The sequence below is a fragment of the Vibrio sp. D431a genome (genome assembly GCF_030248655.1).
Lineage (GTDB): Bacteria > Pseudomonadota > Gammaproteobacteria > Enterobacterales > Vibrionaceae > Vibrio > Vibrio alginolyticus.
The window spans coordinates 61,952-76,709 of sequence record NZ_JAHGAP010000029.1 but is presented as its reverse complement, the minus strand read 5'-3'; the positions used below and the strand labels follow the sequence as shown (position 1 = coordinate 76,709).

Annotated in this window: 12 protein-coding genes and 1 pseudogene; 12 read left to right on the top strand and 1 reads right to left on the bottom strand. The window is 44.2% G+C overall.

Annotation, left to right across the window (positions count from 1 at the left end; translation table 11 throughout):
* Positions 1–70: 70 nt before the first annotated feature.
* Positions 71–2,431, bottom strand: a pseudogene (locus tag KJB35_RS23035) (EAL domain-containing protein).
* Positions 2,432–2,903: 472 nt separating this feature from the next.
* On the opposite strand from KJB35_RS23035, the gene rbsD reads away from it, so the two are divergent.
* From rbsD to vctG, 12 genes are all read left to right on the top strand, one after another.
* Positions 2,904–3,323 carry a D-ribose pyranase gene (gene rbsD, locus KJB35_RS23030; RefSeq protein WP_005382620.1) on the top strand — a complete coding sequence of 140 codons (420 nt, stop codon included), beginning with the start codon at positions 2,904–2,906 and terminating at the stop codon, positions 3,321–3,323.
* Positions 3,324–3,346: 23 nt separating this feature from the next.
* Positions 3,347–4,852, top strand: coding sequence for a ribose ABC transporter ATP-binding protein RbsA (rbsA, locus tag KJB35_RS23025; RefSeq protein ID WP_005373147.1), 1,506 nt, complete (start codon positions 3,347–3,349; stop codon positions 4,850–4,852).
* Positions 4,849–5,832, top strand: a complete 984-nt coding sequence (rbsC, locus tag KJB35_RS23020; RefSeq protein ID WP_025767873.1) for a ribose ABC transporter permease — start codon at positions 4,849–4,851, stop codon at positions 5,830–5,832. Before rbsA ends, rbsC begins: the two co-directional genes overlap by 4 nt.
* Positions 5,833–5,919: 87 nt before the next feature.
* Positions 5,920–6,798 carry a ribose ABC transporter substrate-binding protein RbsB gene (gene rbsB / locus KJB35_RS23015; protein WP_005373143.1) on the top strand — a complete coding sequence of 293 codons (879 nt, stop codon included), beginning with the start codon at positions 5,920–5,922 and terminating at the stop codon, positions 6,796–6,798.
* A 223-nt stretch (positions 6,799–7,021) separates the two neighbouring features.
* On the top strand, positions 7,022–7,939 hold the full coding sequence (gene rbsK / locus KJB35_RS23010) for a ribokinase (protein WP_017820311.1): 918 nt from the start codon (positions 7,022–7,024) through the stop codon (positions 7,937–7,939).
* Positions 7,940–7,974: 35 nt separating this feature from the next.
* Positions 7,975–8,997, top strand: a complete 1,023-nt coding sequence (locus tag KJB35_RS23005; RefSeq protein WP_025767871.1) for a substrate-binding domain-containing protein — start codon at positions 7,975–7,977, stop codon at positions 8,995–8,997.
* Between the two features lie 499 nt (positions 8,998–9,496).
* A complete protein-coding gene (gene pnuC, locus KJB35_RS23000) occupies positions 9,497–10,228 on the top strand; it encodes a nicotinamide riboside transporter PnuC (RefSeq protein ID WP_025767870.1) in 732 nt (243 codons plus the stop codon).
* 10 nt (positions 10,229–10,238) lie between these two features.
* A complete protein-coding gene (locus tag KJB35_RS22995) occupies positions 10,239–10,970 on the top strand; it encodes a nucleoside phosphorylase (RefSeq protein ID WP_064354716.1) in 732 nt (243 codons plus the stop codon).
* A gap of 134 nt (positions 10,971–11,104) precedes the next feature.
* Complete coding sequence (locus KJB35_RS22990) at positions 11,105–11,785, top strand: Crp/Fnr family transcriptional regulator (protein ID WP_005382613.1); 681 nt, start codon at positions 11,105–11,107, stop codon at positions 11,783–11,785.
* A gap of 163 nt (positions 11,786–11,948) precedes the next feature.
* Entirely contained in the window at positions 11,949–12,857 is a 909-nt protein-coding gene (locus KJB35_RS22985; RefSeq protein WP_005376635.1) for a siderophore ABC transporter substrate-binding protein, read from the top strand.
* Positions 12,858–12,879: 22 nt separating this feature from the next.
* On the top strand, positions 12,880–13,815 hold the full coding sequence (gene vctD, locus KJB35_RS22980) for an iron chelate uptake ABC transporter permease subunit VctD (protein WP_017820306.1): 936 nt from the start codon (positions 12,880–12,882) through the stop codon (positions 13,813–13,815).
* Positions 13,808–14,758: an iron chelate uptake ABC transporter permease subunit VctG gene (vctG, locus tag KJB35_RS22975; protein ID WP_005376631.1), complete on the top strand. Its 951-nt coding sequence runs from the start codon at positions 13,808–13,810 to the stop codon at positions 14,756–14,758. Before vctD ends, vctG begins: the two co-directional genes overlap by 8 nt.

Here is a 14,758-nt window from a genome sequence, read left to right as displayed (position 1 = left end):
CTATCAATGAAGCTCATATATAACTAAATACAGCCGCCACAGTTGTGACAGCTGTACGTCTCCCCTTAACTTATGTTCTTGAAACCCTAATTGAGCTGGCCATGGACGCATCAAATCGACTGTCGTCATTTGCCGATTGCCACCACAAGCTCAATTGTTCTTTAGTCATTGGTTTGCCAAATAAATAGCCTTGCATATAGTCGCAGCGGTATGCCGATAGCCATTCATGCATCATATTGTGTTCAATACCTTCTGCTGTAACCGTTTTATTCTGGGCATGGCATAGCTCAATAATAGGTTTGATCACATGGCCGTTGTTGGTCTTCATCAATGTAACGAGGAACTCTCGATCAAATTTGATTTTTTGAACCGGATACTGAACGAGCTGAGTTAACGATGTGTAACCAGAACCAAAGTCATCAATTGCAAGACGGTAGCCACGCTTTGATAGCTCATCAAGTAGGGCCGTGCCTTGTTGTTCTGCGGCAAAGGTTTCAGTTATCTCTATTTCAATACATTCTGGTTTAACACTGTGCAGTGTCGCTTGTTCATGGATGTAGTTTGCCATTTCTATCGAGTTTAGCTCTGCTGATGAAAGATTGACCGAAAGAACAATATCCTTACCGAAAATATTCCTTAATTGATGGTATTCCGCCGTTGCATTGGCGAAAACCCAGCGGTCAATTTTATCAAATAATCCGGCTTGCTCTGCAATTGGAATAAACTCCTTTGGGGGGATAGGGCCGATACCTTCGGCTTCCCAGCGCAACAAGACTTCTAACCCCTCAATTTCGTTGCTTCGGTTGTTCATATAGGGTTGAAAAACAAGGTGGAATTCTTCCTCTACATTGCTTTTTCGGAGCGCACGTTCAAGCTGACTTCGTCTTTGAGACTCAATATTGAGAGCGGCTGAATAATAGGCGTATTGATTTTTCCCTGCCCGTTTTGCTTGATACATAGCCGCATCGGCACTGGAGAGTAACTTCGCGATGTCAGTACCGTCTTGAGGATATTATGCAATACCTACGCTTGCCGTAACGGGAAATGAATTACTCCAAGATGAACTGAGATTACTAATTGGTTTTAGTAACTCTGATGCAAGCAAATCAGGCAAGCGTTTTACCTCTTGATTTGAGCTCAGCAAAATTGCAAATTCGTCACCAGATAACCTGGCGGCAAAGCAGGGGCTGTTGTAATCGTGCGAGAACTTTTGACAAGCATTCTTGATGTGTGATGAGAACACTTTTAATAAGTTATCTCCCAATTCATGCCCGTATTTATCATTCACGTATTTAAAGTTATCAAGATCGACGTAAACAACCCACAGAAACTGCGAAGGGGAGATAAGTTCACGAGTGGCAAGCTCATGAAAACGATGGCGATTGGCAAGTTGCGTCAGGTGATCCGTTTCAGCTAGGCGTTTTGTCTTTTTATAGATGACATTAAGTTCCTCATACATATCAAAAAAGCGTGCAGAGAGGCGTCCTATTTCATCGTTTGTTTCTAGCTTTTCAATATTGTCACGTTGATTAGATTCAAGTTCGTTCAGCTGCTTATCAAGGCGAGAAACAGGACGCAACACATAGCGGTACAACACCAAAATGATTAATGTGATGGTGAAAAACGCCGCTACGCCAAAGGAGAAAGCAAGTTCTAGCCACACTTTATCGACTTTGTTCCACATTAAATATTCGGCAGGAGAAAGCACGGCATAAAAGTGCGGCAGCAGCTCAATGGTTTGAGCGAGAGGAATATCAAGATAAATGGGTTTGTCGGCGAAAGTAATCACGCTGTGCGTGTCAAACTCGATGTCATGCTTAATCTCGTTAAAGGCTTCAAGTGATACGGAAACTACCACAAAAAACACATTTTTCGAGTCAAAGCTCAAAGGGGGAGTCCCCGTTCTTTTGTCGACGACCTCATATTGAAGAAGAATGCTTTGTCCACTGGAGTTATAAATAAAGCCAGTGTGACTGAAAGCCTCTCTCTCATTGAAACTTCGTGATATGTACTCTAACACCTTTGGGTCAACCACGCCCGATGATTCGTAATATTTGTTTTCTGTGTAGTAGAGAAGGTTTTGTTTGCCGTCGAGGATCGCCATGCTCGCATCGCCTTTGTAACCATGGCTCAATACTTCAGCGGTCTCGTCTAATCGGTTAAACAAGACTCGTTCACGATAGGGGTTGTTATGATTTACCAAATAGTCTTGTAATACATCACTTTTACTGAGCGTATAGGCATAGCTATTAAGAAAAATATTCGCTTGTCGAAACTGCCCGGCGAGCTTTTCCATCTGCAACTGAATATAGCTGTCTTCCCGCTTGATGAGCGTCACTTTTTGAATGCTATAAATAATATAGCTAGATACTAACGCGCTTAATAAGATCACTGGCGCGACAAGCAAAATGACTCTATTGCTTAACTTCATTATGGTTCTTAGTTTCCGTTTGTGTCCCTACAAACGTCGCGTACCAGGTAAGGTACTGAACGGATGATGTGTTTTGGCAAATTGTAACCAGATTGTAAGGTGAGCGTTCTCCAAAATCAGGCAGCTATCTAAGAATTGTGATGACGTGAAAGGTTTCGAGCTTATTAACTAGAGGTTTTCTCAGTAGTTGGACGTCTCTTTTCCTCCCTCCCTGTATAAAACCTAACTGTAATGACAGGGAAATACTGTCATCGAAACGTTTCGATGATAAAGTGTGACTCAAGTGCACTTTTCCTATTCAATGACAATTGAATTACAGATCATTCTCACACCTTATCGATCTCACACTGGTCAAATTGCGATGACGAATTATTATTTCATCGAAACGTTTCGATGAGTTTTCTGTTAATAACAAAACACTTTAAAACAGGCGCTCATGGTTGTATGAACGTGTAACCGAAAGGTCGATGAGATGAAAAAAAGTACCCTAATTAACTCAGATATTTCTTACTTGGTGGCGACGCTAGGCCACACCGACGAGATCACGATATGTGATGCTGGTCTACCAATCCCAGAGCATGTTCAGCGAATCGATTTGGCGCTAACGCATGGGGTACCAAGTTTTCTTGATACTGTTCGCGTAATTCTATCTGAGTCCCAAATCGAAGGGGTCATCATTGCGGAAGAGTTCTCTGATGCAAGCCCAGTTTTGCATGAAGCGTTGCTCAACGAACTGAGCAAAGAGAGTGAAGAAACGGGCAAATCTATTGAGGTGAGCTACGTGTCACATGAAGCGTTTAAAGCACGCACGGCCCAAAGTCGCGCTATCGTAAGAACGGGCGAATGCTCGCCATATGCGAACGTTATTTTCCAAGCGGGCGTGGTTTTTTAAGCCAGAGATATTGAGGACAGATTATGACTCAAGCCATTCTACAACTAAGCGAAATTGAGAAGGCGTTTCCGGGCGTAAAAGCACTCGACAAAGCAAGCCTGAATGTTTATCCAGGCCGTGTGATGGCGCTGATGGGTGAAAATGGAGCAGGCAAGTCAACGTTAATGAAGGTGTTGACAGGCATTTACCACATGGATGCGGGGAGCATTCAATATCAAGGTCAGCCGGCGGCCTTTAAAGGGCCACGCGATTCACAGGAAGCTGGTATTAGCATTATTCACCAAGAGCTGAACCTGATTCCTGAGCTGACGATTGCCGAAAATATTTACTTGGGACGAGAGTTCACTGGCTCCTTAGGACGTATCCAGTGGGGCAAAATGTATGACGAGGCTGACAAGCTTTTAAAACGTCTGAATGTAAAGCATTCATCAAAAACATTGCTTGGCGATTTAAGCCTTGGTGAACAACAAATGGTGGAAATTGCAAAGGCACTTTCGTTTGAGTCGAAAGTCATCATTATGGATGAGCCAACGGACGCATTGACCGATACCGAAACGGAATCACTGTTTAAAGTGATTAATGAGCTCCGCGAGCAAGGATGCGGCATCGTATACATTTCGCATCGTCTTAAAGAAATCTTTGAAATCTGTGATGATATTACGGTGCTTCGTGATGGTAAGTTTATCGGTGAGTGCAAGGTGTCCGACACTGATGAAGATGGCCTAATTGAAATGATGGTTGGCCGAAAATTAGAAGAGCAATATCCACGTATTGATGTCCAACATGGCGAAACTTGTCTTGAAGTCATTGGTTTGACTGGGTCTGGCGTTCAGGATGTGAGCTTTACTCTCAAGCGTGGTGAGATTCTTGGAATTTCTGGCTTGATGGGCGCAGGCCGCACTGAACTCATGAAAGTCATTTACGGCGCATTACCTAGTGAGCATGGTGTTATCAATCTTGATAACAAAACTATTAACCCGGTTAGCCCGCAAGATGGTTTGGCAAATGGTATCGCTTACATCTCTGAAGATCGCAAAGGCGATGGTTTGGTTTTAGGTCTTTCGGTTAAGGAGAACATGTCACTTTGTTCGCTAAACCAGCTGACCAAAGGCTTCCAGATTCAACACAGCGACGAAGTGATTGCTGTGGAAGATTTTATTAAGTTATTCAACATTAAAACCCCAACGCGAGATCAAATCATCGGCAACTTATCTGGTGGTAACCAGCAAAAAGTTGCGATAGCGAAAGGGTTAATGACGAAGCCTAAAGTTCTGATTCTGGATGAGCCGACACGTGGTGTTGATGTCGGAGCAAAAAAAGAGATTTATCAGCTCATCAACAAGTTTAAGGCCGAAGGCATGAGCATCATCTTGGTTTCTTCCGAGATGCCTGAAGTGCTCGGCATGAGCGACCGTATTTTAGTGATGCATGAAGGTCGTATCACTGGCGAATTTGATGCGAAAGACGCCGATCAAGAAAAATTACTCGCCTGTGCCGTAGGCAAAGAGATCAATGAGGAAGCAGCATGAGTACGAATACCATGAGCAAACCAACCGAAACTGGCAACAAGAAGTTGTTCACAAAAGAGTGGCTGATTGAGCAAAAATCACTGATAGCTTTGATCTTTCTGATCGTTGTTGTGTCATTTTTGAACCCGAACTTTTTTACGGTCGACAACATTCTCAACATTCTTCGTCAAACCTCCGTGAATGCCATTATCGCAGTGGGTATGACATTAGTTATTTTAACCGCAGGTATCGACTTAAGTGTTGGTTCGGTATTGGCGTTGTGTGGTGCCTTTGCGGCAAGCATGATTGCGCTTGAAGTCCCGGTGCTGGTGGCGGTTCCCACTGCTTTACTTGCGGGCGCAGCGTTAGGTGCGATCAGCGGTATCATTATTGCGAAGGGCAAGGTGCAGGCATTTATCGCTACGCTGGTTACCATGACGTTACTACGTGGTGTGACCATGGTGTACACCGAAGGTCGACCAATCTCAACAGGCTTTACTGACACCGCGGATGCGTTCGCATGGTTTGGTACTGGCTACGCTCTAGGCATTCCGGTTCCTGTTTGGTTAATGGTGGTTGTGTTTGCAGCGGCTTGGTATTTACTTAACCACACGCGCTTTGGTCGCTATGTTTACGCACTAGGCGGCAATGAGTCTGCGACTCGCCTATCAGGTATCAATGTAGACCGAGTGAAGATTGGTGTCTACGCCATCTGCGGTATGTTAGCAGCGCTTGCAGGCATTATTGTAACGTCTCGTCTTTCTTCGGCGCAGCCAACAGCGGGTATGGGCTACGAGCTAGACGCTATCGCAGCGGTTGTTCTTGGCGGTACCAGCTTGATGGGCGGTAAAGGTCGTATCATGGGTACCTTGATTGGTGCGCTGATCATCGGTTTCTTGAACAATGCACTTAACCTACTTGATGTTTCTTCCTACTACCAAATGATTGCAAAAGCAGTGGTTATCTTGCTTGCGGTATTGGTAGACAACAAAAACAAGTAATTCATAACAATCTGTATATATAAAACAGTGAATACAAACCGAGTCAGGAGACGTGTACTGGCTCACCCTACACAAAGGACTAGAACGATGAAAAAACTTGCAACTCTTATCTCTGCTGCACTTCTTTCTTCAACCGTATCGGTAGCGGCGCAAGCTCAAGATACCATGGCGATTGTGGTTTCGACGCTAAACAACCCGTTCTTCGTAACGATGAAAGACGGTGCGGAAGCAAAAGCGAAAGAATTGGGGTACGACTTAATTGTACTGGACTCGCAAAATGACCCGAGTAAAGAACTGTCGAACATCGAGGATTTAAGTATTCGCGGCGTAAAAGCAATTCTTATCAACCCAACGGATTCTGATGCAGTGTCTAATGCAATTCGTATGGCGAACCGTTCTAAGATCCCTGTGTTGACATTAGACCGTGGTGCAAGCCGTGGTGAAGTCGTGAGTCACATCGCGTCGGACAACGTAATTGGTGGTGAAATGGCAGGCCACTACATCATGGAAAAAGTCGGCGAAAAAGCAAAAGTCATTCAACTTGAAGGTATTGCGGGCACATCGGCAGCGCGTGAGCGCGGTGAAGGCTTTATGAATGCCGTGAAGGGCAGCGATATGGATCTTCTTGCTAGCCAACCAGCTGACTTTGACCGCACGAAAGGTCTAAACGTAATGGAAAACCTGCTAGCGGCTAACCCGGATGTACAAGCGGTATTTGCACAGAATGATGAAATGGCGCTAGGTGCACTTCGCGCAGTTCAAGCTTCTGGCAAAGATGTCGTTATCGTTGGTTTTGATGGTACGGAAGACGGCATTGCAGCAGTTAACCGTGGCAAACTAGCGGCAACTATTGCTCAGCAACCAGACCTTATCGGTGCTTTAGGTGTTGAAACGGCTGACAAAGTTTTGAAAGGTGAAGAAGTAGAAGAGTACATCCCGGTACCACTAAAAGTAGTCACTAAGTAAGTTTTTAGTTCCAATAAATCATCCTAATTTTTGCTCTCTCCTCCGTTTATATCTGTCGTTTAGGAGGTGAGGGCAAACTTACCCAAAATACTGCAAAGTGTGGGGTATAGATGCCTTTGGCTTTTTGTCGAGACTCCTTTATCAGGAAGAGAAGTTAAAGTCATCTAATGTATTTTCCTAAACCGTTTTTAAAAAGGGTTCATTCAGAACCGAGGATAACCGTATGAATAAGTTAGTGGTGTTAGGTAGTGTAAACGCTGACCATGTTCTTCAAGTGCCTTCTTTCCCTCGCCCAGGCGAGACGCTGCATGGTCGCAACTATCAAGTTATCCCAGGTGGCAAAGGTGCCAACCAAGCCGTCGCGGCGGCGCGATTAAATGCAGACATCGGTTTTATCGCTTGTGTGGGCGACGACTCATTCGGCATTAACATTCGCGAAAACTTCAAAATGGACGGCATCGATATCACTGGTGTGAAGATGCAGCCAAATTGCCCGACAGGTATCGCGATGATTCAAGTGTCGGACAGTGGGGAGAACAGCATTTGCATTTCAGCTGAAGCGAACGCCAAACTGACAGCAGAAGCGATTGAGCCAGATTTAGAGCGTATTCGCCAAGCAGATTACTTGCTAATGCAATTGGAAACGCCGATGTGCGGCATTGAGAAAGCTGCGCGTGTAGCGAAAGATGCCAAAACCAATGTCATTCTGAACCCAGCGCCAGCTCGTGAATTGTCAGATGAATTACTGTCTTACATTGACGTGATTACGCCAAATGAAACGGAAGCTGAAGTTCTGACAGGTATTACTGTAACAGACAACGAAAGCGCGCAAGAAGCGGCGAATGTGCTACATGGTAAAGGTATAGAAATTGTCATGATCACACTCGGTGCAAAAGGCGTTTGGCTAAGCCAAAACGGTCGAGGCGAAATCATCTCGGGTTTCCGCGTTGAAGCGACGGATACTACCGCAGCGGGCGATACATTTAATGGGGCATTCGTCACTGGTCTCCTAGAAGGTTTACCTTTAGAATCAGCGATTAAGTTTGCACATGCGGCGGCTGCAATTTCTGTGACCCGCTTTGGCGCGCAAACGTCGATTCCAACCCGCGAAGAGGTGGACGCGTTTCTCGCTGAACAATAAGGCGCACAACGCCTCATTAAAATAGGAGTAGTAACATGGCGACGATGAAAGACATCGCAAAACTGGCAGGGGTTTCCACTTCAACAGTGAGCCATGTTATTAACAAGACGCGTTTTGTGAGCGAAGAGATCTCTGAACGCGTTAACAATGCCGCAAAAGAGCTTAACTACTACGCGCCCTCTGCGTTGGCGCGTAGCCTCAAAGTCAATCGTACCAAAACCATTGGTATGCTCGTGACAACCTCAACCAACCCATTCTTTGGCGAAGTCGTAAAAGGCGTAGAGCGCAGCTGCTACCAAAAAGGCTACAGCCTCATTTTATGTAACACCGAGGGTGATAACGAACGTATGCGTCAATCCATTAATACGCTATTGCAAAAGCGTGTCGATGGTTTGATCTTGATGTGCTCGTCGCTAGAAGGAGAGCGTATCGATGTATTTGAGCGTTACCCAGATATCCCAGTTGTGGTAATGGACTGGGGGCCGATGCTATTTACAAGCGATAAAATCCAAGACAACTCACTTCGTGGCGGTTACTTAGCGGCGAAATACTTAATTGATTGCGGCCATACCGAAATTGGGTGCATCACAGGCCCTTTGATTAAACACCAAGCGCAAATGCGATACGAAGGTTATAAGCGAGCAATGAACGAAGCTGGCTTGGAATTTAATGCCAATTGGATCATTGAATCGGACTTCGAATGTGAGGGTGGGTATCAAGCGTTCAAAAAAATGGCTCAGCGTGGCGCATTACCTAGCTCGATTTTCGTCTCTAACGATATGATGGCGATGGGGGTGATTAACGCCGCAAATGAGCTCGATATTAAAGTGCCGGACGACCTGTCCATTATTGGTTACGATGACATCCATATCGCGAAATTTATGTCGCCATCGCTAACTACCATTCATCAGCCTAAGTACCGTTTGGGGCAGGCTGCCGTTGAGACTCTTGTCCGAAAGTTGGATGAAAAGTCAACAGAGGCACAGGTCGTACAATTAGAACCGACTCTAGTGGAACGAAAAAGCGTCAAGAGGTTAAAGTCAAACGTCACTGAATGACGTGTGATGTTGAGCTAAAAAATTAAAAAAGTCGTTTCTCTTTATACGATAAAGCCTTACTATCGTCGTTGATTATAAATAAAACTATTAATTGTTGTCTGGCGGATTAGTCAAATGTTATCAAAAGGTTACGCTAAGTTATCTGTAAAACACCCTTGGTTTCACCGAGTTAATGTTATTACAGTTGTATTGATTTTTTTTGTGAGCTGCTATCAGCTACTGGTTAATGAAGCATTTGAGTACGCAATTGGCTTTATTATTACACTTTTGGCGTCAGCTTTATTTGCATCAGCTTCTGCATTCAAAAAACGCTATCTAGGCTTGGATTCATAGGCACGTCTATTTCCAACATCGTTCAATAGCATCATTTATTGCTTTCAAGTAAACATTGAACTGAATTATGATCGAGTGCATCAAGAGGAGGACAAATGTCCTCCTTTTTGTTGGGGATCACGCTCTAATATAAGCGTATTCCAAACAAAATAATAAAGGACATGTTATGGACCTCTTTGCCTTACTCGATATTAATAATACTCTCGTTAACATTCCGATCGGCGACGGCTACGCAATGAGTTGGATCGAAGCTTTCGGTACCGTTTTTGGACTGCTTTGCATTTGGTTTGCCAGCCAAGAAAAAACCATCAACTACTTATTCGGTTTGCTGAATGTCACGCTTTTTGCCGTTATCTTTTTTCAAATTCAGTTATACGGATTATTGCTTCTTCAATTGTTTTTCTTCTGTGCGAACATTTACGGCTGGTATGCGTGGACCCGCCCAAACGCACAAGGTGAAACGCTGGAAGTTCGCTGGTTAAATAAACAGAAACTTATTACTACTGCCTCTATTAGCGTTGCATGTATCGCATTATTAACGATCTATATCGACCCATTTTTCTTTGCGCTAGCAAACATTGCTGTTGATAGCTTGAATCTCTTTGGTGCTGGCTTGGCTGAACCGGTGCTTGAGCCTGACGCGTTCCCGTTCTGGGATGCAACCATGACAGTACTTTCTGTTGTTGCACAAATTCTGATGACACGTAAATACGTCGAAAACTGGATTCTATGGGTTGTGATTAACATTATCAGTGTGGGTATCTACGCGACGCAAGGTGTTTACGCAATGTCTGTTCAGTACGCGATTCTTATGTTCATCGCTGCCAATGGCACGCGTGAGTGGGCTCGTAGCGCTAAGCGCAATGGCGATAAAACCTTAGCGCACGCTGCTGCGTAAGGAACGAAAAATGGCCAAACAACCTCATATCGGAGTGGATGAAACACAAATCTCTCCCCTCGTTATTGTATGCGGCGAGCCAGATCGAGCGAATCGTATCGCGGCATTATTTGATGATGCAGAAATGGTGTCGGAAAACCGCGAGTACCGTGTGTTTACCGGCAACTACAAAGGCAAGCCTGTTTCAGTGTGTAGTACAGGTATAGGTGCGCCATCGATGATCATCGCAGTGGAAGAGCTAAAACAGTGCGGTGTGACTCATGTGGTACGCGTTGGATCGGCGGGGGCAATGCAATCAGGCATTCATCTTGGCGAGTTGATCATTGCCGAAGGCGCGGTAAGAGATGAGGGCGGCTCTAAAGCGTATGTCGATTCGTCTTATCCAGCCTACGCAAGCTTTTCACTGTTAAAGGAAGTTGAGCGTTACTTGTCGATGCAAAAAGTGCATTATCATTTTGGTGTGGTGCGTTCTCACGACAGTTTCTATACCGATGACGAGGATGCAATATGCCAACATTGGAACAAGAAAGGCATCTTAGGTGCCGATATGGAAACCTCTGCGCTGTTTACGGTCGGTCGACTACGAGGCCTTCATGTGGCTTCGATATTAAACAACGTGGTGCTGTATCAACAAGATGTGAAAGAAGGTGTTGGTCAGTACGTTGATGAGGCCAAAGTAATGATGCAAGGTGAGAAGAGTGCCGCGATTACGGCATTAGAAGCCTTGGTTGCTCAGCGTTAGCCAGTCTCTATCTCAGTAAGTCACATAAACAGAATAGATGTAAAGCGACAGGTCACTGTCGCTTTTTTATTTGGAGTTACGGGGTACAATCCACCTTAAATAGTTGTCCGTAACTTTTTCTGAGAGAGCAGAAAATGAAAATCAGCCCTTATCCGACTGGTCGCTTCAAAACATACCTTGAAGAAAAGAGTGCCACCTTTCGCGATTTGATTTATCAATGCCAAATAAATTCGCGTTACTTTGATGCTGGGGAAGCAATTCTCCGCCAAGGTGAGCAACTTCAGTACTTGTATGTTGTGCCAGTAGGTCGAGTCTCGATGAACATATTGGCCGCAAATGGACGACGTTTTCAATTAGGGGAAGCTAACTGCGACTATCATATTTATGGTGAAATGGAGTTCTTCACTCAGACTCCTTGTCAATGGAATGTGATAGCAGATGAACATATGCAGGTTGATGTTATCTGTATCCAAAAACTAACCGAAGCACTGCAAAATCATCCCCAAATGATGGTGTTCTTCGCTTCAGCATTGGCTGAGGATTATCAAGACTCCATGGATATCTACACTAATCGTTTGTTGCATCCCATTACTTACAACATTGCCTATGATCTTCTCGTCCGTAATCAGACGGATAAGCTGCTTGGTGGCTTTGATAAAGTGAACCAAGAGGCTGAGCGGTTTGGTACCTCAGGCCGAGTCTATCGACGTGCAGTTAAGGACTTGATTGAAAAGGGATTGATTACCAAAACGGACAACGGTTTGGAGATTATTGATGAGCTGGCACTCAAAGCGTTTATTGAAGCGCATGAATGATACGCCCAGGTATTGAAATTGATGAGTTTTATAAGTCTTTGATATATCTAAGTCTTGAGTAAACGTAACTAATGTAAAGTACCTTAAATTTTGTTGAATGCATTAAAGAGTAGCGTTATATTGCGAACGCGTATGATAATAGATCTCATTAAGGCTTAACAAAATGAAAAAATTCGTCGGTGCGGCTATGCTGTCGTTATTTACTGTTTCTCCTTCTTTCGCTGCTAAAGTTGTGATTGACCACTACATGGGTCAAACAGAGCTAGAGCAATCCCCAGAGCGTGTGGTTGTGATTGGCTTTGGCCCGCTAGATGCGCTGGACAACTTTGGTATCGATCCTGTTGCAGTATCTAACTCGTCTAATCTTCCTAGTTACCTTTCAAAATACAGCAAAGATAACTACACCTCTGCGGGTAGTTTGTTTGAACCTGATTTTGAAACCATCTACATGCAAAAACCGGATTTGATTTTGGTTGGTCCGCGAGCGTCTGCGAAATATGAAGAGCTGAGTGAAATTGCCCCTACAGTTGTTTTCGCGGCGAAAGAAAACCAAGGCTATTGGGAAGGCACGCAAGCGCAATGGCGCAATATTGGTAAGATCTTCAATATCGAAGAAAAAGTAGAGCAGAAAATTGAAGCGCTAGATGCTCAATTCAAAGCAATCCGCGACTACAACCAATCGAACAAAAATGATGCATTAACGATTTTAAGCATGGGTGACAACATCAGCGCGTTTGGTGCCCAGTCGCGATTTGGCGTCATTTATAACGACTTTGGCTTCTTGGAAACGGTTGAGCACGTGAAAACGGGCACTCACGGAGATGTCATTTCTTATGAGTTTATTCGTGAAGCTAACCCGAAAAATATCCTCGTGGTTGACCGAAATTCTCTGACAGGTACGCCGGATAACGATATTCGTAAATCCATGGATAACGACTTAGTCAAAGCGACTGCGGCATATAAAAATCATAAAATCACCTATTTAGATGTGGACGCGTGGTACTTGTCGATGTCTGGTGTGACAGCAACAGAAAAAATGGTCAGTGAGATAAAGCAAACCGTTGAACTGTAATCCAAGATAGCAGAGGTTAACTTTGAAGAAGTTATTGCTAACCCTTGTGGTTTTAAGCACGGTTTCGTTATTTGTTGGGGTGGCAAACATGACGCCCCAACAACTCTTTTCAGGTGATGAGAAAGCATTAGAACTTTTCTTTACCAGCCGTATACCACGTTTATTTGCCATATTGCTTGCTGGTGCTGGCTTGAGTATTGCGGGTCTTGTCATGCAGCAAATCAGCCAGAACCGATTTGCTGCACCTTCTACAACTGGTACGATCGAATGTGCCATGTTGGGCTACGTACTGAGCGTGGTTTTCTTTGGTAATGATAATCACCTTTGGCTCGTGTTCGGCATCTCGGTATTTGGGACGCTGGCGTTTGTTTTCTTTATTCAGCGCATTCAATTTAAGAGCGTGGTTTTTGTGCCGCTTGTCGGGATTATTTTCGGCAATGTCATCCAATCCATGACTACGTTTATCGCTTACAAATATGATGCACTTCAAAGTCTGAATGCTTGGACAGTCGCAAACTTCGCTAACATCTTGCGTGGTGATTTTGAACTGCTGTACATCGCGGTACCAATGGTTATACTCAGCTATCTTTTTGCCGCAAGGATCTCTGCCGTAGGTATCGGAAAAGATTTCGCGATTAACTTGGGTTTGAATTATCAGCAGGTTGTGACGATTGGCGTGCTATTGGTGTCCATCATGTCAGCAAGTGTCGTGATGATTGTTGGCCAGTTGCCATTCTTAGGGCTGATTGTGCCGAATCTCGTGAGTCACTTTTATGGCGATAATCTCAAAAAGAACATTCCGCTTACGGCCATGTATGGGGCGATTTTAGTGTTGTGTTGCGACTTGGTGAGTCGTTTAATTATTTTCCCTCATGAAATGCCAATCTCTATCGTGATCAGCATATTGGGTGGCGTGGTATTCATCGCTATGTTGTTGCGAGGTAAGCAACATGCGTGATTCAACGAAAATCCTGCTGCTAGGTGGCATTGCGATTCTTTTCGCGTGTCTGTTTATTGGTATTGGGCTAACGGCTGACAACTACCAATATTTTTTGTCTCGTAGAGTTCCTAAAGTATTGGCGATAGTGCTAGCGGGTGTGGCCATTGCTCAGTCTTCACTTGTATTTCAAACCATTACGCACAACCGAATTTTAACGCCAAGTATCATGGGTTTTGATGCGCTGTATGTGTTAACCCAAATTTTGATCGTGTTGATTTTTGGTGGGTTGAGTACCTTAGTTCTTAACTTGTACGTCAATTTCGCGATTGCAGTAATTGTAATGGTGTCGTTTTCGCTACTGCTGTTTGGGTTTTACTTTTCAAAAGGAAGCAAGAACCTGATTACGTTGCTATTGGTCGGCTTGATCTTTGGTCAGCTATTTTCCAATGCGGCGTCATTCTTTTCTTTGCTGATGGACCCAAACACATATGCAATTGTTCAGTCGAAACTGTACGCCAGTTTCAATAATGTCAAAGTGAACTTGGTTTACTTTAGTGCTCCGGCTTTGATGTTTGCATGTTGGTTGTTGTTTAGGATGCATCGCACTTTAGATGTGTTTTGGCTCGACCAAGACAATGCGAAAAGCTTGGGTGTTGATGTACCTAAAGTGACAAGAAATGTGTTTATTATCTCGGCGGTTTTGATTGCTATTTCTACGGCTTTGGTAGGGCCAATCATGTTCTTTGGTTTACTAGTGACCAACTTAAGCCGAGAAATGTTCCGAAGTTACCAACATAAAACGCTATTGGTCGGATGTTCGTTTCTATCCATAAGTTCACTACTTGCTGGGCAATGGATAATCGAAAACGTGTTTAGTTTTGAGACGACGTTGAGTGTCGTAATTAACTTTATCGGCGGTGCGTATTTCTTATACCTGCTGCTGAAAAACAAAGTTGTATAA

Excerpts from the sequence above, each read along its gene's own strand:
- KJB35_RS22990 (WP_005382613.1), top strand. The coding sequence starts at position 11,105 with ATGAAAATCAGCCCTTATCCGACTGGTCGCTTCAAAACATACCTTGAA.
- rbsK (WP_017820311.1), top strand. The coding sequence starts at position 7,022 with ATGAATAAGTTAGTGGTGTTAGGTAGTGTAAACGCTGACCATGTTCTT.
- pnuC (WP_025767870.1), top strand. The coding sequence starts at position 9,497 with ATGGACCTCTTTGCCTTACTCGATATTAATAATACTCTCGTTAACATT.
- KJB35_RS22985 (WP_005376635.1), top strand. The coding sequence starts at position 11,949 with ATGAAAAAATTCGTCGGTGCGGCTATGCTGTCGTTATTTACTGTTTCT.
- KJB35_RS23005 (WP_025767871.1), top strand. The coding sequence starts at position 7,975 with ATGGCGACGATGAAAGACATCGCAAAACTGGCAGGGGTTTCCACTTCA.
- rbsB (WP_005373143.1), top strand. The coding sequence starts at position 5,920 with ATGAAAAAACTTGCAACTCTTATCTCTGCTGCACTTCTTTCTTCAACC.
- rbsC (WP_025767873.1), top strand. The coding sequence starts at position 4,849 with ATGAGTACGAATACCATGAGCAAACCAACCGAAACTGGCAACAAGAAG.
- rbsA (WP_005373147.1), top strand. The coding sequence starts at position 3,347 with ATGACTCAAGCCATTCTACAACTAAGCGAAATTGAGAAGGCGTTTCCG.
- rbsD (WP_005382620.1), top strand. The coding sequence starts at position 2,904 with ATGAAAAAAAGTACCCTAATTAACTCAGATATTTCTTACTTGGTGGCG.
- KJB35_RS22995 (WP_064354716.1), top strand. The coding sequence starts at position 10,239 with ATGGCCAAACAACCTCATATCGGAGTGGATGAAACACAAATCTCTCCC.
- vctG (WP_005376631.1), top strand. The coding sequence starts at position 13,808 with ATGCGTGATTCAACGAAAATCCTGCTGCTAGGTGGCATTGCGATTCTT.